The 25092-nt window shown below is 43.4% G+C and carries 17 protein-coding genes; 9 read left to right on the top strand and 8 right to left on the bottom strand.

Annotation, left to right across the window (positions count from 1 at the left end; genetic code table 11):
- Nucleotides 1-47 precede the first annotated feature (47 nt).
- Nucleotides 48-4883: a fibronectin type III domain-containing protein gene (locus tag ACQZ43_RS03990; protein WP_430614628.1), complete on the bottom strand. Its 4836-nt coding sequence runs from the start codon at nucleotides 4881-4883 to the stop codon at nucleotides 48-50.
- 444 nt (nucleotides 4884-5327) lie between these two features.
- Between ACQZ43_RS03990 and hflX the strand changes: the two genes are divergently transcribed.
- Nucleotides 5328-6578 (top strand): GTPase HflX, encoded by a 1251-nt coding sequence (hflX, locus tag ACQZ43_RS03995; RefSeq protein ID WP_430614630.1) that lies wholly within the window; start codon nucleotides 5328-5330, stop codon nucleotides 6576-6578.
- 53 nt (nucleotides 6579-6631) lie between these two features.
- Here hflX and ACQZ43_RS04000 read toward each other — a convergent pair whose 3' ends face one another.
- From ACQZ43_RS04000 to ACQZ43_RS04020, 5 genes are all read right to left on the bottom strand, one after another.
- Entirely contained in the window at nucleotides 6632-7483 is an 852-nt protein-coding gene (locus ACQZ43_RS04000) for a DUF3078 domain-containing protein (RefSeq protein ID WP_430614633.1), read from the bottom strand.
- Nucleotides 7484-7546: 63 nt separating this feature from the next.
- Nucleotides 7547-8056: a DUF2480 family protein gene (locus ACQZ43_RS04005; protein WP_430614635.1), complete on the bottom strand. Its 510-nt coding sequence runs from the start codon at nucleotides 8054-8056 to the stop codon at nucleotides 7547-7549.
- A 2-nt stretch (nucleotides 8057-8058) separates the two neighbouring features.
- Nucleotides 8059-8382 carry a DUF59 domain-containing protein gene (locus ACQZ43_RS04010; RefSeq protein WP_430614637.1) on the bottom strand — a complete coding sequence of 108 codons (324 nt, stop codon included), beginning with the start codon at nucleotides 8380-8382 and terminating at the stop codon, nucleotides 8059-8061.
- Nucleotide 8383: 1 nt separating this feature from the next.
- On the bottom strand, nucleotides 8384-8803 hold the full coding sequence (locus tag ACQZ43_RS04015) for a SufE family protein (RefSeq protein ID WP_430614639.1): 420 nt from the start codon (nucleotides 8801-8803) through the stop codon (nucleotides 8384-8386).
- A 21-nt stretch (nucleotides 8804-8824) separates the two neighbouring features.
- Nucleotides 8825-10039, bottom strand: a complete 1215-nt coding sequence (locus ACQZ43_RS04020; protein ID WP_430614641.1) for an aminotransferase class V-fold PLP-dependent enzyme — start codon at nucleotides 10037-10039, stop codon at nucleotides 8825-8827.
- A 181-nt stretch (nucleotides 10040-10220) separates the two neighbouring features.
- Here ACQZ43_RS04020 and ACQZ43_RS04025 point away from each other — a divergent pair, with 181 nt between their 5' ends.
- From ACQZ43_RS04025 to ACQZ43_RS04055, 7 genes are all read left to right on the top strand, one after another.
- Nucleotides 10221-11084, top strand: a complete 864-nt coding sequence (locus ACQZ43_RS04025; RefSeq protein WP_430614644.1) for a heme/hemin ABC transporter substrate-binding protein — start codon at nucleotides 10221-10223, stop codon at nucleotides 11082-11084.
- On the top strand, nucleotides 11084-12115 hold the full coding sequence (locus ACQZ43_RS04030; RefSeq protein ID WP_430614647.1) for a FecCD family ABC transporter permease: 1032 nt from the start codon (nucleotides 11084-11086) through the stop codon (nucleotides 12113-12115). The genes ACQZ43_RS04025 and ACQZ43_RS04030 overlap by 1 nt, the downstream gene beginning before the upstream one ends.
- 1 nt (nucleotide 12116) lies before the next feature.
- A complete protein-coding gene (locus ACQZ43_RS04035) occupies nucleotides 12117-12896 on the top strand; it encodes a heme ABC transporter ATP-binding protein (RefSeq protein ID WP_430614649.1) in 780 nt (259 codons plus the stop codon).
- 14 nt (nucleotides 12897-12910) lie between these two features.
- Complete coding sequence (locus ACQZ43_RS04040) at nucleotides 12911-13951, top strand: hemin-degrading factor (protein WP_430614651.1); 1041 nt, start codon at nucleotides 12911-12913, stop codon at nucleotides 13949-13951.
- Between the two features lie 137 nt (nucleotides 13952-14088).
- Entirely contained in the window at nucleotides 14089-15177 is a 1089-nt protein-coding gene (locus ACQZ43_RS04045; RefSeq protein WP_430614653.1) for a peptide-N-glycosidase F-related protein, read from the top strand.
- 342 nt (nucleotides 15178-15519) lie between these two features.
- A complete protein-coding gene (locus ACQZ43_RS04050) occupies nucleotides 15520-16494 on the top strand; it encodes a ribonucleotide-diphosphate reductase subunit beta (protein WP_430614654.1) in 975 nt (324 codons plus the stop codon).
- Nucleotides 16495-16526: 32 nt separating this feature from the next.
- Nucleotides 16527-18227, top strand: a complete 1701-nt coding sequence (locus tag ACQZ43_RS04055; RefSeq protein WP_430614655.1) for a ribonucleoside-diphosphate reductase subunit alpha — start codon at nucleotides 16527-16529, stop codon at nucleotides 18225-18227.
- Nucleotides 18228-19091: 864 nt separating this feature from the next.
- Here ACQZ43_RS04055 and ACQZ43_RS04060 read toward each other — a convergent pair.
- Nucleotides 19092-19709, bottom strand: a complete 618-nt coding sequence (locus ACQZ43_RS04060; RefSeq protein WP_430614657.1) for a hypothetical protein — start codon at nucleotides 19707-19709, stop codon at nucleotides 19092-19094.
- Between the two features lie 269 nt (nucleotides 19710-19978).
- Here ACQZ43_RS04060 and ACQZ43_RS04065 point away from each other — a divergent pair, with 269 nt between their 5' ends.
- A complete protein-coding gene (locus ACQZ43_RS04065) occupies nucleotides 19979-21661 on the top strand; it encodes a helix-turn-helix domain-containing protein (protein ID WP_430614659.1) in 1683 nt (560 codons plus the stop codon).
- Between the two features lie 116 nt (nucleotides 21662-21777).
- Here ACQZ43_RS04065 and mgtA read toward each other — a convergent pair whose 3' ends face one another.
- The gene (mgtA, locus tag ACQZ43_RS04070) at nucleotides 21778-24543 is read right to left on the bottom strand and encodes a magnesium-translocating P-type ATPase (RefSeq protein ID WP_430615588.1); all 2766 of its coding nucleotides are present in this window, start codon (nucleotides 24541-24543) and stop codon (nucleotides 21778-21780) included.
- Between the last annotated feature and the right edge of the window lie 549 nt (nucleotides 24544-25092).

Below are 25092 nucleotides of genomic sequence, written 5' to 3' on the forward strand. Positions count from 1 at the left end.
TTATAATTTTTTAAAGTCGGCAGCATCAGCTGCCGACCTCTACTGTTCTATTTATTGATTTGAATCCAACCGGTAAAACTCTCTGTAGCCGTAACTATTTCATAGAAATACGTTCCGTCTGGCAAGGCTGATCCGCCGTCCGACTGTCCCTTCCATTGATTGGTATACCCAATTCCATGTGAATACACTTTTCGGCCTTGTCTATTGAAAATCACCAAGCTATTCACTTGATAACGAGACAAGTCAAACGAATCGTTTATACCGTCTCCATTAGGAGATAATCCCTTAGGAATCATACAATCTACGCGATCCAACTCTATGTTCAAGGTTTCAAAACAGCCGTCGCCTGTGGTTACTAAAACACTAAAGCTTCCACTGTCTTCCACGATGATTTGCTTGCTGTTTGAAGTAAAGTCCTTAGGACCGCGCCATTGATAGTCCACTTTGTCCATATCGATATTTTGCAATAAATCAATCACTCTCAATCGATATTGTCCACCGCTACATTCCCCATCATAACTGATTTGGAATCGGGCAAAAACTTCAATTTCCGTAGTAAAACTAGCGTGCTCACCACAATAGCCGAACGGAATCTTAAAGGTATACGTCACCGCATACTTACCTGCTTCACTTGCCGCTACATCGATTACACCGGTTCCACCGTTGATGGCCAAGCCTTTCTTATCTACTGAAAAACTTCCTCCTTTAGTAAATCCATCTACCAACTCCGGTACTATGGTTACATCGTTATTAATACAGATTGGGGCTGGATATTTAAAATCTACCACAGGAGAAAGGACTTCTTTCATCCCCAATTTATATGGAAAAATCACAAAACACTTCGCTGCTTCTTTTCTATCAATCTTAAAGTATACCGTAGTTGGTACGGTTGTATATACCGTTTCTAACGAAATCGGATCCACATTATTCTGCGCATCAAGCAAGGTTTTATAAGCCGAGAACTCTAAACCTGCTCGGTCCGGATTTGGATCGGTACTGATAAAGTAATCTCCTCTTTGCTTTAAGTCGTAATCACCCGTTCCGTCGCCATTATCGCAAACATCGATTCCAACTGGTTCTTCTCCGGCATACGATTTTAAAAATTTAATGGTGACTTCCGCTTTGGGATTCTCTTTACAATCGGCCTTCTCGACCAAAACTTCGTATTTACCACTTTCGGTAACGGTGATTCTATCGGTATTATGAGTCGCAGGATCCATTAAATCCCCATCTTTAAACCAAGTAAAGGTCATTCCTTCGGTATCTCCACCAGCAGAGACTTTGGCTACGATTTCATACTCCTCGACATCACAAAAAATCTTATCCTTGCCCAGACTTACGTCGCAATTAAAACTGCAATCCGTAACTCCCGAGCCACCACTTTGCTCCAATTTGATAAAACCAGCTGTTCCTACATAATTCGTAATCAATAAAACGTAAATCTGATCTTCTTCAGCATTAGGTATACTGAAGTTCTCTATAACAGCAGACGAATAGCTACACGCAAAAGAACTACTGGCTCCAGGGTTTCTTAAATCGATACGGGCACAAGCCTCACGCATATTAGCAAAAGGGCCGAAAGCGATAAAATCCACGTCTAAACCTCTTCCATTAAAATTTATACTCGTATTTTGAACTATGCGGAAATTCAAATCTCCGGCGTTTCTAATCTTTAAAAAGTACCAAACCGGGTTCGGTGTGGAGCCAAGACAACCTACTGCTCCATATTTGGAACCCTCTACTCCTCCAGGACCTTCAACGTTCGGGAAAATCAAAGTCTCGTCACCAGCACAAAATGGCTCAGAGGTGGAAACATCATAACTGATGTTTGAATACGTGTATTTTACCCAAATACTTTTGTCATCCGGACCACAAACCGCTCGGACAAAAACAGTATAGGAAGTTCCCATGGTCAATGAAGTATCCACATATTCCGGTTCGTCAATCACCGTAATGATATCCGCAGGATCGGGCTCTACTACTCCATCAACTGTCGGGTAAACCGCAATCTCCCACTCTTCTTCACCACCACCGGCGGTCCAGAAAATCTCTGTAGATCCAACAGAAACACAAGCACCTATTGCGGAAACTTTTGGACAGGTAATCACCTTAATATCAATATTATCAATGGCTGCGGGAGGTTGACTTCCACCCGTTGCATCATTAACCCATTCGAAAAGCAAACGCATGGTTTGACCCGCGAAACGGCTTACATTTGCATCGAGATTTTCAGCTACAAAAGCACCGTTACTCAAATAATAGGCTCGTCCGATTTGAACACCTCTGCTTAGTGCAGCCGTTACGTTTACTCCTTCTGTAGGCATATAAACCGTTGGCACAAGCCATACACGCATATAATCGCGTCCAGCCGCAACTGTTCCTTCGCCTCGGTTCATCCAATCAAATTTTACTAAAATCTCATAAGTACTTGCTGGAATTACGATATCTCTATAGGCATGTGAAACCTGTGCTCGCGTTAACGTATAGGAATGACTCACACCCTCGTTGTTGGAAATATACAAGGATTTCGCATTGCCGCCTACAGCGGCGTTACCCACAACCCATTTATTGATGTTGTCCGAGAAAAACGTCGTCCATTTGCTTGGTCCTGTTCCTTCAAAATCTTCTGTATAAGGTAAAGTAGCCGGTATTTGCCCCGTAATCATCTTAAGAGGTCCTACCCAGTAGCTTTTCGTCGATGCTCTCGTACCACAGCTCGATCGTACCCATACGTAATAAATCGTATTAGGAGTCAATCCACTCGCATTCAATTCCGGCGTTGGAATATCTGTATGAGTCGGAACTGTACTGTTAATCGGCATGTTTTGGCTTGTGGTATAATACAAGTCATAAGAGTTCGCCGCTATTGCTGGTTCGGTCCAATTGAAAAGGGCAGAGTTCTGTGTCACAGCAGTCAATCTCAAGTTAGAAGGCGCCTCACAAGACAATTCTCTCAAATCGATATTATCTATAGCCGCTGGCGGTTGGTTGCCCAAAGAACGGTTGTTGATCCATTCGAAAACCAATCTTCCACGTTGACCGCTTAGATTCAAACTGTTTACTGAAATTTCTATGTTCTCTCTACCGAATTCCAGTTTGTTGTTATAGGCATCTTTTCCGATGAGCACACGATTTGTTGCTGCGGTAATCGCAATCCCTGGCGTTGGTGCAAAATCGATCGGAACCATCCAAATTTTAAAGTAATCAAAACGGGAAGTCACGGTAAAACCTTCTCCAAAACACTTCCAATCAAACGACAAACTTAGTCGGTTAACTCCTGTATTGACGAGTATGTCTCTATAGGCGTGTGAGGCCGACTCTTGATTCAACGTATACTCATAGGTCGTACCGGTATCTTTTGAAACGTAAAGGGATTTTGCTCCGATACCACTGTGAACAGCCGTACCAATTTGCCATTTATTGACTTGAGTAGAACTTTGGTTGGCATTTAAATTCCATCCGTGGGTACCTTCAAAGCTTTCCACATACGGGAGTTGTTGCGGTACTTGACCCGTGGTAAAAGTCACCGGGCCCATCCAAACACTTTTACTGGTAGCACTGCATTTGCTTCTGACCCATGCGTAATATTTCGTATCAGGAGTTAAACCCGTTAGTGGGGCGGTACTCGCCGTAATATTCTGCGTAGTAGGCAATTGATCGTCATAGATAATCGGATTGTTTACTGATGAATAATACACCTCATAGCTCACACCTGCTGGTGTAGCTACTCCCGTCCAATTAAAACTTACCGAAGTATCGGTCAGATTGCTGTAACCTAAATTTGTAGGTGCTGTACAATCAACTTGCTTTATAACTATATTGTCTATAGCAGCAGGCGGTTGATTACCGTCTGTCGCATCATTTCTCCATTCAAAAACCAATTTCACATTTTGACCTGCGAACTGGCTTAGGTTAATCAATAAATTTTCCCTTACAAAACTGGCGCTGTTGTTAAACTCACGAGCTCTAATTAACAAACCTCCACTGGCGGTAGTTAGTAAGGTTCCCGTAGTGGGAACAAAGGCTGCTGGAATCACCCAAACTTTGAAATAATCCAAGGCTGCATTGGGGAAAAACCCATCACCTTTACACATCCAATCAAAAGAAATGGTCACATCTTGGGTTCCCGTTGGGATAACCATTTGCTTCACAGCATGGGTGACTTGCGTCCCCGATATATTGTAAGTATGTGTTACTCCATTATCCTTAGAGATATACAAGGATTTTAGTCCGGTAGATTTCACCGCGGTATCCGCCACCCATTTATTGACATGAGTACCGGTTCCAAATTCCCAACCGTGGTTTGCACTTTCGAAACCTTCGTTATAGGGCAAACTCGCCAAAGTGGTAAAGCTCATCGATCCCAACCAAGCCCCTTTCACGGTTTCCGTAGTAGGTCCTGTTGTAACGACACAGCTCGAACGCACCCATACGAAATAAGTCGTATTGCTATTCAAGGCATTTAAAGTCGTCGTCACCGCATTTAGATTCACTACTTGTCCTGCAGTCGCTGCCGTTGGAACGGTGGCGACAGTAGAATAATACACATCATAAGTAGCCGCTGCCGTAGTTGATCCCGTCCAGTTAATTCTTACCGTATTGTAAGAAAGCGCATCAAAATTTAATGCTGATGGCGGTGTACACACCAAATCGTCTAATAGAAGCAAATTAGATCCTTCTAAAAGCACACTCCAGAGATTTGTATTCCTAGCTCCCTCCAAAAACTTTTGCAGTTTTAAAGTGGGCTCATACGATTTACTGGACCAATTAACGGGATTGCGCTCCGATCCTTCGGAATCAATTCCCATAGCATTACCGCTCTGCTTCGCATACGAGAAGAAAGTCAGTAAAAATACAGCTATTAATAAAGTAGTTTTTTTCATATTTATGGTAACATAATGGTTAGTCTGGCTTCAAATATATAATATTTATTTAGCTTTATATTAACAAAGAGTGTTAAAAAAAGCGAAAAAATAATTCAAATTCTCCAAGTTGAGTCCTTTTAACCAATAATAACATAAAAAATCGCCAGCGAAATAGCGATTTTATCAGCAAAAAGATTAAAAAAATTTCCTTTTAACCGCCTTTTTGTTAGCGAAAGTATTTAATGATTTATCGCGAAACCTTCCTTTAAAAGCCGTGTATGGCTGTTTAGCACGACTAAACCGAACTCAAAAACTCGATTATACAAAAAACGACCCACTTAAATTCACCGCTACTCTAAAGACTTTCAGCAAACTACTCATAAAACGGCTTGAACTATTAAATATTATAACGGAGGGAGCAAGTCCGTAACTTTTTGCTTATTTTTGTAATAAACCCAGACTATGTTAGATAAAGAAGAAATAAATTTTGAACGTTCCGTGATTGTTGGCATCATTACCCAAAATCAAGATGAGGATACCTTAAATGAGTATCTGGATGAATTGGCCTTTCTCACCTATACTGCAGGAGGGGAAGTAATTAAACGCTTTACGCAAAAGATGGAGCAACCCAACCCCAAGACCTTTGTTGGAACGGGGAAGATGGAGGAAATACACACTTATATAGTAGAGAACGACATCAGTACATTAATTTTTGACGATGAGTTAACCCCGGCACAGCAAAAGAATATTTCAAAAATAATCGATTGTAAGGTACTGGATCGCACCAACCTCATCTTAGATATTTTCGCACAACGCGCGCAGACCTCTTATGCGAGAACCCAAGTAGAGCTAGCACAATTTCAATATATACTACCTCGACTATCGGGTATGTGGACCCACTTGGAGCGTCAACGTGGAGGGATTGGAATGCGCGGACCTGGGGAGACGGAAATCGAAACAGATCGGCGAATTGTGCGCGACCGCATCGCCCTTTTAAAAGACAAGATTAAGGTTATCGACAAGCAGATGTCCATACAACGCGGCAATCGCGGTGCTATGGTACGCGTAGCCTTGGTTGGCTATACCAATGTGGGCAAGTCCACCTTGATGAATGCCATTGGAAAAAGCGAGGTTTTCGTTGAAAACAAGCTCTTCGCCACCTTGGATACCACCGTTAGAAAAGTGGTTATCGGCAATTTGCCCTTCCTGCTTTCAGACACGGTAGGCTTTATTCGAAAACTGCCTACACAATTGGTGGAATCCTTTAAAAGTACGTTGGATGAAGTGCGCGAAGCCGATTTGCTCTTGCACGTGGTCGATATTTCGCATCACGACTTTGAAAACCACATCGAATCCGTTCATCAAATTTTAAAAGAAATCAAAAGCGACCACAAGCCGATTATCATGGTGTTTAACAAAATAGACGCCTATATACCCGAAGTGATTGAAGCCGATGACTTGATGACGGAGCGCAATTCCAAGCACTACACCATAGAGGACTGGAAGAAAACCTGGATGTCGCGAGTGGGCGCGGATAACGCCATTTTCATCTCCGCTACCAACAAAGACAACTTTGAGGAGTTCAAGGAAAAAGTATATGAAACGGTGCGCAAAATTCACGTGACCCGATTCCCGTACAACAACCTCTTATACCCCGATTTTAAGGATATCGAATGGGATCAGGAAGACGCGGACCAAACCCCGTTAGAATAAAAAAACAAAGGCTGTCTCGAAAGACAGCCTTTGTTTTTTATATAAACCCTTTTTTAAAACGTATAATTTAAACCAACTCCGACAGACTGTCTAACCTGAAAACCCCTAAAGGCGTTATCGTCGTATACCGTTTGTACAGAGAAATTGGTCGAAAGGTATTTGTTGATCTTCAACACCAAGTTTAACTGGTAATCGATATCGACATTTTGCGGATCTTCCAAATAGTTGGAATACAGGTTTAAAATATTTTCTATCGATACATTTTCCATAAGATTCGCTTTGTAATATGCGGAAACAGAAGCTCCGAGTTCATATCTCATGGCATCGCCTTGTTCCACGCCAAAGGCAGGGCCCAATTCGGTAAAGTGTTTGTGAACAAAAATCAGCCTAGACGTAGCCGGCGCAAAATTCACCTTTAGGTTGTCGGACTTTTTCCACAACATACCCGGTCCGATTTGAAGATAGGCCGGAGAAAAGAAATGCGAATTTCTCAGTTCCTTATCATCGGGATCCATACCGGCATCCAATTGGGTTTTAAAGTTCAAGAAAACGGAATAATACCAATTACCGCTTGCCTTTTTACCCAAAACCGAGTTGAGTTCAATGCGGTCGTCGGTCTTTTTGGAATCGCTCCCTTTAACCTTGGAAATCCCGTAATTCACCTGAATCTTGTTGTCCCAACTCCAATCCTCGCTCTGGTAATTGATGTCGTAATTGATTCCCAGCGTACCGGCGAAGTTGTTGTCTCCACCCGCTTGCCAATTGGTAAAGCTAGACTGGTTACCCAACAGGGAAAAATTTCCCTTAGCCGTCCAAGGACTCGCCACCGTATCTACGGCGACTTCTTGCGCTTGAGCTCCTATTATGGCAAAGAGCATCAGCAAACTAACTGTAATTTTTTTCATTTTCTTGAGTTTTTTATACTCAAAACTACTATTTTCTTATAAAATAAACAACTTTGTTTTGGATTAAACTTTTTTCTTAAATATCGGCACTGCCGAGCAGGCTTCGCCAAACATCACAGAACGAGCGTGTTTCATCAATTTCTGAGTTGCAATAATATAGGCTTCTTCGGGGATATCGTGTTTGGAACAGCCCTTGATAATGGTGGCTTTTCCGTCGTAGATACTGTAATCGATTCCGTCGAGTAGGCCTTGATACAGCGAGCTTTCGAGGTGTTTTTTATCGCCTAGAAACACCTGTTTGGACAGGGGTTGCAGGTAACTGGTTACCAACATAAAGGCCCAGGCGGGTAATATGGCATCGGTAGAACAGTACAAGGCCACGTAGGCGTTGGTATACACCGTCCAATCGAAGTCTTTTAAGGCCGCTCTAAAATCCTTTTCGCGCAAGATAAAGCCCTCGTAAAGCCACTGGGCGATATCGAGTTCCAAGCGCGGATTGGTCGGATAAAAATCCTCCATATCGAACACCATCAGGGCGCTGTTGGCTACTTTATTAACAATTTCTCCTTCCATAATTACAGCATTCCCAATTCCAGTTTGGCCTCTTCACTCATCAAATCCTTGGTCCATGAAGGGTCGAATGTCAATTCGACTTCCACGGCGTTTACGCTGTCTATAGACCGCACTTTTTCTTCCACCTCTCGCGGAAGGGTTTCGGCAACCGGACAGTTTGGCGAGGTCAGGGTCATCAATATTTTAACGTCGTAATTCTCATTGACAAAAACGTCGTATATCAATCCCAGCTCGTAGATATCCACCGGAATTTCGGGGTCAAAAATCGTTTTTAAAACGCGAACGATATGCTCTCCTAAATCTTGTACATTAATTTCGTTTTCCATTTTATTTATTGGCTTGAAAGGCTACTGAATACATTTTTATTTGTTTGATCATCGACACCAACCCATTGGCGCGGGTGGGTGAGAGATGTTCTTTAAGTCCGATTTCATCGATAAAATCCATCTTGGCCTCAAAGATATCCTTAGGGGTTTGACCGGAAAAAACGCGAATCAAGATCGCGATGATCCCCTTGGTCAAAATCGCATCGCTATTGGCTGTAAACAGCACTTTCCCCTCGGTGTATTCGGCGTGCAACCACACTTTTGATTGACAGCCCTTGATTAAATTTTCTTCTGTTTGATACTTTTCGTCTATGATGGGCAGGCTTTTTCCCAGCTCTATCATGTATTCATATCGCTGCATCCAGTCCTCGAACATCGAGAACTCTTCGACGATTTCCTCTTGTATTTGTGCTATAGTCATTTTTTACGCTTCTTAGTTTTTTTAAGACAACATGGCCTTGGCCTTTTTAACGGCAGCGACCAAAACATCGATTTCCTCTTTGGTATTGTAAAAGCTAAAAGAAGCCCTAACCGTTCCGGGGATATCGAAAAAGCTCATAATCGGTTGCGCGCAGTGGTGTCCTGTTCTCACGGCTACGCCTAATTTATCGACAATCACCCCGATGTCGTAGGGGTGAATGCCCTCGATATTAAAGGAGATTACCGCCGCCTTTTCCGCGGCCGTTCCCACGATGTGCAATCCAGCTATCTGCAGCAGCTGCTCGGTTCCATAATCCAACAGTTCCTTTTCATAGGCGGCTATTTGGTCGAATCCGATTGAATTCATATAGTCTATGGCCACACCCAGGGCAATTCCACCGGCAATGTTGGGCGTTCCCGCTTCAAACTTATGCGGCAAACACGCGTAGGTGGTCTTTTCGAAAGTGACTTCTTTTATCATTTCGCCACCGCCTAAATACGGAGGCAACTTATTGAGCCACGCCTCCTTTCCATAGAGAATTCCCGTACCGGTAGGTCCAAAGACCTTATGACCCGAGAACACGTAAAAATCGCAGTCCAAGGCTTGCATATCGGGTTTGATATGGGGAGTGGCTTGGGCACCGTCGATCAAAACCGCTGCCCCTACGCCGTGGGCGGCATCGATGATGTACTTAATCGGATTCACCGTTCCCAAAGCATTGGACACATGGGTTACCGCAACAACCTTGGTGTTTGCATTTAACAATCGGTCGAATTCTTCCATAATCAATTCTCCGTTGTTATTCATCGGAATCACTTTTAATACAGCGCCTGTTCTTTCGCAAAGAAATTGCCAAGGCACTATATTGGAATGGTGTTCCATTGCAGAGATCAACACCTCATCGCCCGCCTTTAACAAACTGGCAAAACCATGGGCTACCAAGTTAATTCCAAAGGTGGTTCCCGAAGTAAAAAGTACCTCCGTCGCGCTTTTGGCGTTTATGTGCTTTTGTATTTTTATGCGAGACTCTTCGTAGGCATCCGTCGCCAACTGGCTTAAGGTGTGTACGCCTCGGTGTATATTGGCATTTATCGTACGGTAATATTCTTCTATCGCCTCTAAAACCACCAAGGGCTTTTGGGCTGTTGCTCCATTGTCAAAATAGACCAAATCCTTCCCGTTTACCTGTTGTGTCAGGATCGGGAATGCTGCTCTTATCGATTGAATGTCTAACATCTTATATTCGAGTTTTATACAAAGTTAGTGTTTATTCACACTTACTAAATTTTATAGCAAAGATAAGTATTCCCCCTGCTATAACATTAAATTTTAATTTAAAATTAATCTAATTATATTTTATAAGTCGATAAAAAAATATAGATTTGCTTTTATTTAGATTTAATTCAAATAGAGTCCCATGAAAAACATTTTCACCATCGCACTCGCAGCAGTGCTTGTTATTTCTTGTCAAGACAAGACCAAAAAAGACGAAACTACCGAGGTCAAAACCGAGGTTAAAGCGGAAAGAATCATTTCCCTAAACGGCGCCGTGACAGAAGTGTTGGCCGCCTTAGGCGAATCATCTCATATAGTTGGTGTCGATGTAACCAGCACCTATCCCGAAGACATCAAAACCACAGCGACAGACTTGGGTCATGTACGCTCGCTTTCGCTAGAGTCCATCATCGCACTACAGCCTACCCTAATCTTTGCCTCTGACAAGGATTTAAACGACGAATTAAAGAACAAGATTACGGCATCGGGCATCCAATTGGAATTGGTTCATCAAGAGTATAGCGAAGACGGTACTGCACAAATGATTGCGCAAGTAGCTAAAAAATTGGGCAAAACCAATTACGCACATTTGGCAGCCAAAATAAAAAGTGATTTGGCGCAATTAAAACCCTTAGAGCCCAAACCGACCGTATTATTCATTTACGCCAGAGGAGCGGGTACGCTAATGGTAGCTGGAACCGACACCCCTGTTGAAAAGATGATCACTTTGGCTGGCGGTCAAAACGCGATTTCGGAATTTAGCGACTACAAACCTTTAACACCGGAGTCGTTGATCAAGGGAAATCCCGATGTAATTCTGATGTTTACCTCTGGTCTTGGTAGCTTAAACGGCGTAGAAGGCCTATTAAAAGTAGACGGTATCGCTGCTACTAAAGCGGGTAAGAACAAAAACATCATAGCCATGGACGGGGAACTTTTATCGGGTTTTGGACCGCGATTAGGCGAAGCAGCCCTTGAATTAAATTCGTTATTGAGTAAAAAATAATGCAAAAAAAATTAACGGTTTATCTCGTACTATTATTAATCGCCTTGTTCCTGCTATCCATAGCCGCTCTATTTATAGGAGTCTATCAATTTGAAGGGCATGATTTGCAGGCCATTCGCGATTTAATTCTCCATAAACCGAACGTTAATGCCAGTGATTATTACGTGTTTTATCAGATTCGCCTGCCGCGGGTCGTATTGGCCATCTTAATAGGAAGCGGCTTGGCCGTAGCGGGAACCTGCCTTCAGGGGATGTTTAAAAACCCTTTGGCCTCGCCAGATTTAATAGGCATTACTTCTGGAGCCGTACTCTTTGCCGCATTTACCATCGTATTGGGCAGCGCTATAAAACCGTATTTACCGGAAAGCATACATTATTCGCTACTGAGTATTATGAGTTTTGTCGGGGCCTTGATCACGATGAGCTTTGTTTACAAAATGTCTACGGTAGACAGCAGAACCAATATCGTAGTGCTGTTGCTATCCGGAGTGGCCATTACAGCCCTAACAGGTGCAGCCACAGGGCTGCTGATTTATCTGTCCACAGAGGAACAGCTGCGCGATTTGACCTTTTGGACCTTGGGAAGCTTAGCGGGAGCCAATTGGACCACCAACCTGATTATGGCCGTGGTTATCCTGGTTTCCTTTTCTTTCCTCATCAATAAGGGAAAGGCTTTAAATGCGATGATGTTGGGCGAAAAAGATGCCGAACACCTGGGCATACCCGTGGAAAAGATCAAGCGTCGCATCGTCATTTTTTCGGCACTAATCGTGGGAACTGCCGTGGCCTTTGCCGGTACAATCGGATTTGTCGGCTTGATTGTTCCCTATATACTGCGACTGGTATTCAAATCCAATTATTATTTGATTTTGCCGCTGTCGGCCGTTTTGGGAAGCATCTTGTTATTGACCGCCGATACCCTTAGCAGAACCTTAGTGGCGCCTTCAGAAATTCCGATTGGAATTTTAACGGCCATCATGGGCGCACCTATATTTATAGCCATATTAATTCGTTTTAAAAAGTCTTTGTAAGATGATTAAAGTAGCCCAGATAGATTATACGGTAAAAAGTGGTATATCCATTTTAAAAAACATTGATTTTTTTGCAGAAAAAGGACAGTTGATTACCATACTCGGTCCGAACGGCGCCGGAAAATCGACCTTGCTCAGCTTACTGGCCAATGAAATCGGGCAGAACAAAAACGATATTGAACTCAAGTCCGTAGCGTATCACAACTGGTCTTCCAAGGAATTACCCAAACACAAGGCCAAGTTCTCCCAGCAGAACAATTCCGATATTCCACTGGACGTTAAAGAAATCGTCATGATGGGCCGCTACCCGTATTTCGAGAACAATCCGACAAAAGCAGACCAGGATGCCATCGCGGAAAGCATGGCTCAAACCGATGTATTCCCCTTGCAGAAAAGAGCGTATAACAGCCTTTCAGGCGGCGAAAAACAACGGGTTCACCTGGCGCGTGTATTGGCACAACTCGAAAACGAAGTCGAGGAGAAAATCCTCTTCTTAGACGAGCCCCTAAACAATTTAGATGTCTTACATCAACACAAAATATTAAATTTAATCAAACAGTTTACTCAACGGGGTAATACCGCCGTAGTCGTATTGCACGATCTCAATTTGGCCGCACAGTTTTCCGATAAAATACTGCTGCTCAAAAAGGGTGAAAAAATATGTTATGACGTACCGGAAAAAGTGTTGACACGAGAAATAATCAGTGCGGTTTACAATTTTCCTTGTACCGTATGCGTTAATCCGGTCAACAACAATCCTTTAATTATCTTTGGAACTTAAACAAAAAAACACTCATGAATACAGCAACATCTTCTTTAAAAGAAAAATGGGCGCTTTTAAAAAGTGAAAGACCTCATTTGCGCATTAGAAATGCCGCACAAGAACTAGAAGTTAGCGAAGTAGCCCTTCTCGCCACGCAAATTCCCGATACGACCATACGCTTAAAATCCGATTTCACCGCGATTTTATCCGAAGTGCAAACCCTCGGTAAAGTGATGGCACTCACGCGCAACAACGAATGCGTACACGAGCGCAAAGGGATTTATTTAAATCCGGATTTCAGTTCTCCTCACGCGGGTTTATTTGTCAATGCAGATATCGACTTGCGCATTTTTATCGGACAATGGGCCAGTGCCTTTGCCGTAGTGGAGAAAAGCGAACGCATGGAGCGCAAAAGCCTGCAGTTTTTTGGAAAAGACGGCGAAGCGATTCACAAAATATACCTGACACCGGCCAGCGATGAAGCCGCTTTCGACCTTTTGGTTGCCAAGTTCAAATCCGAAGACCAGTCGCCTGAACAAGCCGTGGAGAAAATCGAAATTCAGATCGATGAGCGCATGGATGACGAAATCGATGTCAAAGGCTTCCAAAACGACTGGGAGAACCTACAAGACACCCACCATTTCTTTAGCTTGCTAAAAAAATATCAAGTCACCAGAACACAGGCACTCCGCCTAGCGCCGAGTGCACATTATGCGCAAGCCATAGACAAGCAAGCAATCGTTACGCTATTAGAAACCGCCGCAAGTCAACAAATTCCCATTATGGTCTTTGTCGGCAACCGAGGAAATATACAAATTCACACCGGCGAAGTCAAAAAAACCATGTGGCACGAAAACTGGTACAACATCTTGGATCCGGATTTCAACATGCACTTAGACATGAGCAAAGTGGCGCAAACCTGGATTGTTCGAAAACCAACCGAAGACGGTGAAGTCACCTCCGTGGAAGTTTTCAATGAAATGGGCGAAATCATCGTTCAATTTTTCGGCAAGAGAAAACCGGGTATTCCAGAGCTAACGAGTTGGAAAGAACTCATCGCTTCGCTGTCTTAACCCATATCTTACTTTTTTTTAGTAAAAAAGCGGAAGTCTTTCATTAGATTTTCGCTTTTTTTATTGGCCTAACACACATAATGTGAATATAATTTCTATTTTTACCTACAATAACTCAAGAAATAAATTATTTTATTATGAAATCCAAACTACTCCTTTGCTTGCTTTTGTTGGGCATTGTACTGACGACCGCAAACTGCAACAGCAAAGACGACAGCCCTGTTGATATACCCGCACCTGTAATTCCCGAGGAACCCGTAATTCCGGATCCGGTAGAAGAGCCCCATAAAGAGGGCGTATTTAATTACAAAACCTTCGACAAACAAAAAGTGGCATTTGGAGGCGAACAAAAACAAAATGCCGAGAAAACAGTCCAATTACCCACGGATATCGAACTGGTACAGTCTATAAAAATGTATGTACAATTCGACTGTCCCTGCAACATCTGGGACGTGTTTGCCAATGTACAGGTCAAAGACCCCAAAACCCAAGTATGGTATGAAATAGGCCGATATATTACGCCTTACGGAAAGGATTCTTCCCCGTTGAAAAGGGGACTTGAATTCGATGTAACCGATTTTAAATCCGTATTGACCGGTACTGTGGAGTTGCGAATTTTCACCGAAGTATGGGGATCCGACGGCTGGTTGGTAAGCGTTGACTTGGATTATATTTACGGCAAGCCCGACTTTAAGTACTCCGCGGTAACTCCCATACTCCAATACAACGAAAACTCCTTAAAAGGCGTACCCTATGGCGAGAACCATGCCTTTGACTTAGAGAAGACGATCAACGTTCCTCAAAATGCGCAAAGCACCCACATCAGAACCATCATTTCCGGTTGGGGACATGCCACGCCAAACGATGCGGGCGGTAGAGGCTGTGCCGAATGGTGCTTTAGAACACATCAGATTAAAATTGACCATCAGAACGCCTTCCCGCATGTTTTAGGACCTATCGGTTGTGCAGACAATCCGATCAAAGCCCAAAGGGGGAATTGGGCGCCAGACCGCGCCGGTTGGTGTCCGGGAATGGCCGTACCTACGCGTATCGACGTGCTTAAAGACCCCAAAGCAGGCAAGGCCTTTGTATTCGAATACGCCTTTGAACCTTGGACCAATAATATGCAATCCTCCGCCGACAACAAACAGGCTTTTTATGCGATTTCCAATTTTGTGGTCGTAAAAAGTCATACCCCAATCGAGAAAGCCACTGTTATCGATTGATAAAATCCACCCAAAATACTCTTTATTCTCAAAAAAGCCGCGCTTAAAAAAGATATTTGAAATATCCAATTAGAGCGCGGCTTTTTTTGCAAAATGTTATCAAACAAATGTTAATAACAAAAAGTAAACTAATTTTCAAAATATTGAAAAAGAAGCTTTTAAATCGTAGCTTTGATTTTGAATAAAGGGAATTCTCGATTTGTTATTTCAATCCGAATTTTTATTTTTAAATTGCTTATCTCTTTAAACAAACTCACTATTTACTGATTTAATCAGCGGAAAAATAAAAATTTTAGACTGAAAACGAAATTGACTTCTATCGTTTAATCTAATATTTTTAGCATGTCCATTTTTGATAAAAGAATTAATTACAAACCCTTCGAATATCCTGGGGTTTATCAATTTACCGAAGCCATTAACAAATCGTATTGGGTGCACAGTGAAGTAGACTTTACTGCCGATACCCAAGACTTTCACTCCCACCTGACCAAATCGGAGCAAATTGCCATTAAACACAGTTTGCTGGCCATAGCACAAATTGAGGTTGCGGTGAAGTCTTTTTGGGGCAATTTATACCATCATTTTCCGAAACCGGAATTCAACGGGCTGGGAAGCACCTTCGCAGAGTGCGAATTTCGCCATTCAGAGGCCTATTCCCGTCTTTTAGAAGTATTGGGGTACAATGATGAGTTTGAAGCGCTATTGACGATCCCCGTGATCAAAGAACGCGTGGAATACCTGTCACAAGTCTTAGAGAATGCCAACTCCAACGACCGCAAAAAATACGTGGTGTCCTTAATTTTATTCTCGCTATTGATCGAAAACGTATCGCTGTTTAGTCAATTTGCGATTATACTGTCGTTTACCCGCTTTAGAGGCCTGATGAAAAACGTCAGCAACATCATTGCCTGGACTTCCATAGACGAGCAAGTACACGCCAATGCGGGTATTTACATCGTCAATGTAATCCGCGAAGAGTTTCCCGATTTCTTCGATGAAGAATTGGTAAACCACATACGCGAAGTGGTGACCCATTCGATCGACATTGAAAAAAACATCCTGGAATGGATCTTCGAAAATGGCGAAATCGACATCGTTACCAAAGAAAACCTACTGAATTTCATGAAATTCCGCGTGGACGAAAGCATGCGCAAAATCGGTTTAAAAGACATCTACGGCATTACTGCCGAGCAGTACAAACCCATGGCCTGGTTTGAGGAAGAGGTCTTTGCCAACAGCTTGGACGATTTCTTCGCCAAAAGACCTGTCGACTATACCAAACACGACAAGAGTATCACGGCAGACGACCTGTTTTAAACCCAATTGCTAAACCGTTAGAAAAAGAAAAAATGAACACATCTTATAATGAATTGCCCTTACAAACCGACGAATCGGTTCACCTTAAAGAAAAACTGTGGTGGAAAAATTCCGAAAGCGAACAAATTTTAAATCGCGGTTACTTGCTCAAAGGCGAAACCGTAGAAGGTGCTATCGATCGCATCTGCTCGGCAGCAGCACGTCGGCTGTATAAACCCGAATTAAAAGACTCCTTTATCGAGATGATTGAACGCGGTTGGATGAGCCTTAGCTCCCCTATTTGGGCCAATATGGGGACGGAACGAGGACTGCCGATTTCCTGTTTTAACGTACACGTACCCGATAGCATCGAAGACATTACCCACAAATTGGGCGAGGTAATCATGCAAACCAAAATTGGCGGCGGAACCTCGGGCTACTTTGGCAATCTTCGCGAACGCGGTAGTGCCGTTACCGACAATGGAAAAAGCAGCGGAGCTGTTAGCTTTATGAAGCTTTTTGATACGGCCATGGATACCATTTCCCAAGGGGGCGTGCGCCGCGGTGCCTTTGCCGCTTATCTGGACATCGACCATCCCGATTGTGAAGAGTTTATACAGATAAGAAATATCGGAAACCCCATTCAAAACCTCTTTTACGGCGTTTCCATCCCCGATTATTGGATGCAAGAAATGATCGATGGCAATCCGGAGAAAAGGCAATTGTGGGCCAAAATCCTCGAAAGTCGCCAGCAAAAAGGCATGCCCTATTTGTTTTTCTCCGACAATGTAAATAGAAATAAGCCCCAGGTCTATAAAGACCTCAATATGCGTATCAATTCCAGCAACCTCTGTTCGGAAATCATGCTGCCATCAAACATAGACGAATCCTTTATCTGTTGTTTGTCGTCGATGAACCTCGAGTTGTACGACGAGTGGAAAGACACCGAAGCCGTGAAACTAGCGATTTTCTTTTTAGATGCCGTACTGCAAGAATTCATCGAAAAAACCGAGGGGAATTATTACCTACAATCGGCCAATCGCTTTGCAAAAAGACACCGAGCACTGGGCTTGGGCGTTTTGGGCTGGCACTCCTATCTACAAAAAAACAACATCCCCTTCGAAGGTTTGGAGGCTAAAATGCGCACGACAGAGATCTTTCAACGCATTCAACAACGCGCCGACAAAGCCACTCAAGAACTGGCTCGCATCTATGGCGAACCGGAAATTCTAAAGGGCTACGGACGCCGAAATACCACGACCATGGCTATTGCGCCGACCACCTCGTCTTCGGCCATACTCGGGCAAACATCGCCGGGCATTGAACCCTTTAGCAGCAATTATTACAAAGCAGGGCTGTCCAAAGGAAACTTTATGCGCAAAAACAAATACCTCAAAATCCTGTTGGAACAAAAGGGTATTGACAACGAAGACACCTGGAGAAGCATCATGCTCAGCGGTGGAAGTGTGCAACAATTAACCGAATTAACCGAAGAGGAAAAAGCCGTTTTCAAGACCTTTAAAGAGATCAGCCAATTGGAGATCATTCAACAGGCTGCCATTCGACAAAAATACGTGGATCAGGCACAGAGCTTAAACCTTAACATTCCGTCTGGACTGCCGATTAAGGAGGTCAACCGCCTGATGATCGAAGCGTGGAAACTGGGTGTTAAAACCCTCTACTACCAACGCAGCCAAAGCGTTTCTAAAGAAATGGTCACCAATTTAGTTAGCTGCAGCAGCTGCGAATCATAATTGATTTGCGGATGCGTCTATTCGCGGATTCGTTGATGCGCGGATTCGCGGATGCGCTTAGGGTTGTGGTGGATATGAAGGATCTACTTTTTTAATTCGAAAAACAGCAATTTTGCGGATTCGTTGATGCGCGGATTCGCGGATTCGCTTGGGGTTGTGGAGAATTTGAAGGGCCTACTTTTAATTCGAAAACTAACAGTTTTGCGGATGCGTTGATGCGCGGATTCGCGGATGCGCTTGGGGTTGTGGTGAATATGAAGGATCTACTTTTTTAATTCGAAAAACAGCAGAGTCGTTGATGCGCGGATTCGCGGATTTGCCTAGGGTTGTGGTGGATTTGAAGTGAGTACTTTTATAATTCGAAAAACAGCAGTTTTGCGGATTCGTTGATACGCGGATTCGCTTAGTGTGGTGCAGGATTTGAAGGGCCTACTTTTTTAATTCGGCAACTGATATACTTTGCGGAAACGAGCAGCTAAGCAGTTGCTTTCATGCGCGGATGCGCTTAGTGTGGTGCAGGATTTGAAGGGCGTACTTTTATAATTCGCAAACTGATATACTTTGCGGAAACTGGCGGATAAGCGACTAAACAAATCAGCCTATAGGCAAACAAAAAAGACCGTATTTAATCACTAATACGGCCTTCTTTTTTGCAAAATATGTAAAAACATCCTATTCAAGTAGTTATATTCGAGGAAAGCGAGCAACCATAACGACAATGATTGCTCAATTCCTCTTTTGAAAAACCATCTTTTCTAATACACCCATTAGAAAAGAAAAACATTAACTTGAATAAAAAAAAATTATTTTAAAGTTGTTGTTGTTACTAAGTAGTCCGGACTACTTAGTAAGGGAAACAACAATTTACTGTTTCATAGCAATATTCAAAACAGTTCTAGTAACTACAACGTTTAATTCGCTGTTTTGTCGAGAAAGTATATAACCGGTAAATTTCCTTTTACCCCACTCATCATCAATACCTCCTTCAAGGGCTGTAGTGCCCATTTTAATACCTTCGTGCAATAGTTGTTTCTCTTCAGCGGTTAAATCCTTATCATTGGTAATTACATTGATAAAAGACTCTAAACCATCTGTAGATTCAACCATTTTTATAATTTGTTGTTTAAAATGACCTTCGGCTGTAATCTCATTCAATACCGACCAATCTTGATCGATAATCTGAGATAGGTTCGTTACAGAAACCGCTTTATATTGCGAAACGTCCAAACCTTCTTCCTTTGCAAAACTTCCACTTACAGCCAAACCTTCAACCGTCTTAGCGATGTCGGAAATCTCGGTTAGACCGTAATTACCATCAAGGTATAATTGCGTTAAAACCGTAGCGGATTCCGATAATTCAAAAGCGGATTTCGCAGGAATTGCTCTTTCCATTTTAGTTACTGATTCTACAGAATCAGACTCTACCGAACAAGCCGTGCAAAGCGCTAATAAGGAAACGGATAATAAAAATGTTTTTTTCATCGTTGTATAGTGATTAATAGTGATTGTTTAACTGGATAACTTAACTTTTTCAAAACTAGGTGTATAAATTCACCTATACAACTCTTTATAGTGCACATTTATAAATATACCCACGATAGGGAATACATATATTTGATTTTAAGATTTTTAAATACAGCATAAAAAATTGTAGCTTTGCTCAAAACACCAAGAAAATGCTAAAAATAAGTGCCCGCAAACTTCCGATAATCTTCTTTTTGAGTATAATTTTGTTCTCAAAAAGTAATGTTGTGCACGCACAACATGAAAATATCGCTCAGAAAACGTATGCGGAACTCGTAAGCTTAATCGATTCACAAGAGGTGAATAGCCCATTGCAAAAGCGCTATATCGACCTTTATATACAAAAAGCACGAAGCGAAAACAACAATGCAGAACTCATCGATGCCTATCGCAAAAAGATGTTTCGTTCGCCAGAATCGACGCAGTTGGCCTATGCCGATAGCATTTACCAAATTGCCCTCGCCTCCCAAGACAACAAATTGATCAGCATTGCCTATCAAACCTATGGCACCGTATACTTTTTACAGAAAAACTACAAGGTTTCCGTAGAAAACAGCTTAAAGGCCGAAGAGTTTATACTCAAGACCAACGACCTCTACACCCTACACAAAATCCGTTACAGCATAGCCGATGTAAAGTATTACCTGGGCTCGTTTCAAGATGCCCTGGAAATCTATCAAGAATGTGCCACCTATTATAAAAGTCAAAACAACATCAACAGCCTATTGGGCTATATCAATTCGATTCGCTCGATCAGCAAGTGCTATTACCAGCTCGGCGAATACCAAAAATCGAGCTACTACAACAACTTGGGACTCGAAGCCTGTCAATTGATTAAAAACAAAACGGCCAAAAACAATGAAGAAAGCTATTTTCGTCAGTCGGAAGGCATCGTACAATACGCTTTAAAAAACTATGAGAGCTCTTTGAGCCTGTTGGAAGGCTCCTTAGAAGGCATTAGAAACAATAAAGACTATACCAACGAACACCTGACGTATTTGTTTTTAGGCAAAAATTATTGGGAATTGGGCGAAAGGGAAAAAGCCCTTGAATACTTCGAAAGCGTCGATGAATTGTACCGCGACAAAAAAATCACCAATTTAGACCTGCGACAAGCCTATGTCTTTCTTATCGATTACTACAAGGCCAAAAAGAACCTGGAAAAACAATTGGATTATACCAATGTACTCATACAGATCGACAGTTTGCTGCGCGAAGACTATAAGTTCTTAAACAACTATTTGCACACCGAATACGACAACAAAAACCTCTACCAATACAAAGAGGAACTGCAACAGCAAATCGAAACCAACAAAAAGCGGTCATTATACTTGTATATAGCTGGTTTGCTGGTGATCGTTGGCATCGGGATTACCACGGTAATCTACTATCGAAAACAGCGCTTATACCGCAAAAAATACGAAGCCTTACTGCATCCTATCACGCTGCCAAAGGCAACAGCAGCCGTTGAGATCAGCGCGGAAAGCGAAGCCGAAGCCGAAGCGGAAACCGCCGATGTCAACAGCGCGAAAAGCGTGGAAATACACGAGGATATCGTCAAGCAAATCCTGTGGCAACTCGAGCGCTTTGAAGCGGATAAGGAATACTTAAAACAAAACATTACCCAGACCCAATTGGCCGAGCTGTGGAAAACCAATACTTCCTACCTCTCCAAGGTCATCAATACGCAGAAAAACAAAAACTTCAATCAGTACGTCAACGATTTACGCATCGAATACGGCGTGGAATTGCTGCGAACAAACACCTCGGTACGCTCGTATAAAATCAGCTCGATTGCCTCGGAACTCGGCTTTACCAATACCCGCAGTTTTACCAATGCCTTTACATCCAGAACGGGACTTAAACCCTCGTACTTTATCGAGCAACTCAACAAGGACCACGAGGCTTAAGCCGCGATGCTCTGCGAAATACACATAAAAAAACCGTGGCTTAACGTAGACCACGGTTTTTTTATTTCGGCTAAGCGATAACGGCTGCCTCTCTTGTTACAAAATCCCGGTTTCGCTTAAAACCACTGACCAAATCGGCGGATGTAAATGCGCTTAAACACTTGTACCAATACGCAATAACTAAAGAGTATACCCACCAACCACGGGAAGTACGACCAAGGTAGGGGAACCAACCCGACATAAGTACCCAGAGGCGAAAACGGTATGTAAATACCCAGACACATAACCAGTCCTGTGAGGATCAATACCGGTAAAGTGGCGGTACTTTGAATAAACGGTATTTTTTGAGTGCGCAGCAAATGCACGACCAGGGTTTGCGAGAGCAGCCCTTCCACAAACCAGCCCGACTGAAACAGGGCTTGGTGTTCGACGCTATTGGCACCGATGATATACCAGAGTACCGCAAAGGTGGTAATGTCGAATATAGACGAAGTCGGGCCGATCCACATCATAAAGCGACCGATGTTTTTGGAATCCCACTTACGGGGTTTCTTTAAAAAGTCGCGGTCCATTTTATCCCAGGGCAAAGACAGCTGAGACACGTCGTAAATCAGGTTTTGCAGCAATAGATGAATGGCCAACATCGGTAAGAACGGAATAAAGGCACTGGCTACAATCACCGAAAACACATTACCAAAATTGGAACTGGCCGTCATATTGAGGTACTTAATGATGTTTCCAAAGGTTTGTCTACCGATTAAAATCCCCTCATCCAACACCATTAAATCCTTTTCCAACAGGATAATATCGGCCGATTCCTTGGCGATATCCGTACCGGAATCCACGGAAATGCCCACATCTGCATCGCGCAAAGCCGGTGCATCGTTAATGCCGTCGCCCAAGAAGCCCACGGTATGTCCGTTTTTTTGTAAGGTCTTTAAAACCGTGTTTTTCTGTAGCGGAGAGAGCTTGGCAAAAATGCTGTGTCGCTCTACCGCGAGCGCCAATTCGCCCTCGTCCATAGCTTCGATATCTGCACCGCTCAGGCAATGCGCATCGTCTATACCCACCTCACGGCAAATCTTTTTGGTGATTTCGGCATTATCGCCGGTCAATACCTTAACCTGAACACCATTGTCCATCAGGGCTTTGATCGCCGGTGCCGTGGAGGACTTTGGAGGATCCAGAAAGGTTAGAAAACCCTCTATCGTCAGCTGTTGCTCGGCCTCCAGCGTATAATGCGTTTCGGCAAACACCGCGGGAATCTCGCGAATACCCAAGAGCAATACGCGATATCCGGCCTTGTTAAAGGCTGCTGCTTTGTCCAATATGTATTTGCGCACCTGCGCATCAATCGGTATATATTCGTCTCTTAAACGCATCTGTGTCGCTACTTCCAAGACCTCTTCCACAGCGCCTTTGCAAATTAAAATGTGGTTGTCGTTTGAACCTGTTACGATTACAGACAACCGCCGGCGCTCAAAGTCAAACGGCAATTCATCGACCTTGGCATGGTAGGTAAAACCGTCAAAATCCTCGCGATCCTCCGTAAATTTAACCACGGCTCGATCCATTAAATTCTTGACACCACTTTGGTGAAAGCTATTCAACCACGCCCATTGTAAAATGCGTTCGTCGTCGGCACCACTCAAATCCATAAAGCGATCCAACACGATTTCGTCTTGGGTTAAGGTGCCGGTTTTATCGGTACACAATACATCCATGGCACCCAAATTCTGAATGGCGTTGAGGCGTTTGACAATGACTTTTCGCTTGGACATGGTTACGGCTCCCTTGGCCAAATTGGCACTGACGATCATCGGCAGCATTTCAGGAGTGAGTCCTACGGCCACGGCCAAAGCAAACAATACGGAATCCACCCAGTTTCCCTTGATCAGTCCGTTGACCAAAAACACCACGGGCACCATCACCATCATAAAGCGAATCAACAACCAACTCACGCTATTGACACCTTTGTCAAAGGCGGTTTCCGGACGCTTGCCCACTATAGAGGTGGCCAAGGATCCGAAATACGTCTGCGAGCCCGTAGAGAATACCATACCGGACGCGGTGCCGCTCGTTACGTTGGTACCCATAAGGCAGATGTGATTGAGACGCAGTAAGTCGTTGCGCTCTGGCGAATTTTGTGCGCCCCCATCCAATACGTCATCTCCGGGTATGTCGTATTTTTCTACCGGCATCGACTCTCCTGTCAATGCGGCTTCACTGACAAACAAATCCCTAGAGGTAAACAATCGAATGTCTGCCGGTACCAAGTCGCCCGCACTGAGCAGGACGATATCGCCGGGAACCAGCTCTTCGACCAGTACCTCCATGATCAAACTCCCGGCATTGGTGTCGGTACGCCGGCGTACGGTAGCGGTGGTTTTGACCAAAGAACTCAGGGAATCCGCCGCTTTGTTGGTGCGGTATTCCTGCCAGAATCGCAACAAACCGCTGATCAAAATCATCGTAACTATAATGATAACCCCCGCCAGTTCTGCGGGTTCTCCTTGGCGATACGGCAGCCAAAAATCCATAAAAAAACTGATGATGGCCAAGACGCCCAAGACAAAGATAAAGGGGTTTTTATAGGCCAACAGCAATTGCCACAGCGCCGAAGGGGCTTTTTGATGGATGATTTCGTTTTTTCCATAAACCTCTAATCGCCGCTGTGCTTCCAAGTGGCTCAGTCCGTGCTCCGAGGTCTTAAACAAATCAAAACACTGATCGATGTGATTCGTGGTATGGGAGGTAATGAGATATTCCTTGGTCTCGGAAAATTTGTTTTTGTTGTTTTTCATGAGTTCATGCGTTTTGTGTTTAAAAATAAGCGTGGGTTCTCCAGACGCAAAAACACCTTTAGCCGATAACAGCCCTATGCAAACGGCTTATACGCAGCCTAAAAAATGCCTTAAAAACGCCGCTTGGCTGCCAGAAAACCGGCCGTTCTACCGAACTAGAACAGCTGGTTTGCTCGGCTCCGCTGCCAAAAGGCAGGGAATAAGAGCGCCGTTAAAACGGCAAAAGGTTTTTGAATTTACGCCATTAACACCTCGAAGGAGGTTCGTTGAACTGATATCGAAAATAGGGTTCAACACCGCTGGCACCAGTGCGGTTTGCGGCAGATGGAAGGATGGTTTTTCCGGTTTCTGGTTTAAAAAAGTAGACTTTCACAACTTCAAAATTTAGCGATTTAATCACCGCAGATTCCAACTAATTTTTGCGATTAAAGGCCGGGATTCCCCTAGGACATACACCTCTATACCCATCACAATCAAAGAATTAAAATTATTTTTTTCTCATCAAGCAGCAAAAGTAACCAAAAGAATCCCCCACTTGTTCAAATGATAATTAGAATTTTATTAGAGTTTTAGGAGCGGTAGCCGCGGTTGAAATTGCCGCTAGGTAATGGGGCTTTCACGCGGCGC

Origin of the sequence: Flavobacterium sp. JP2137 (assembly GCF_050562195.1) — a bacterium.
Classification (GTDB): Bacteria; Bacteroidota; Bacteroidia; order Flavobacteriales; family Flavobacteriaceae; genus Flavobacterium.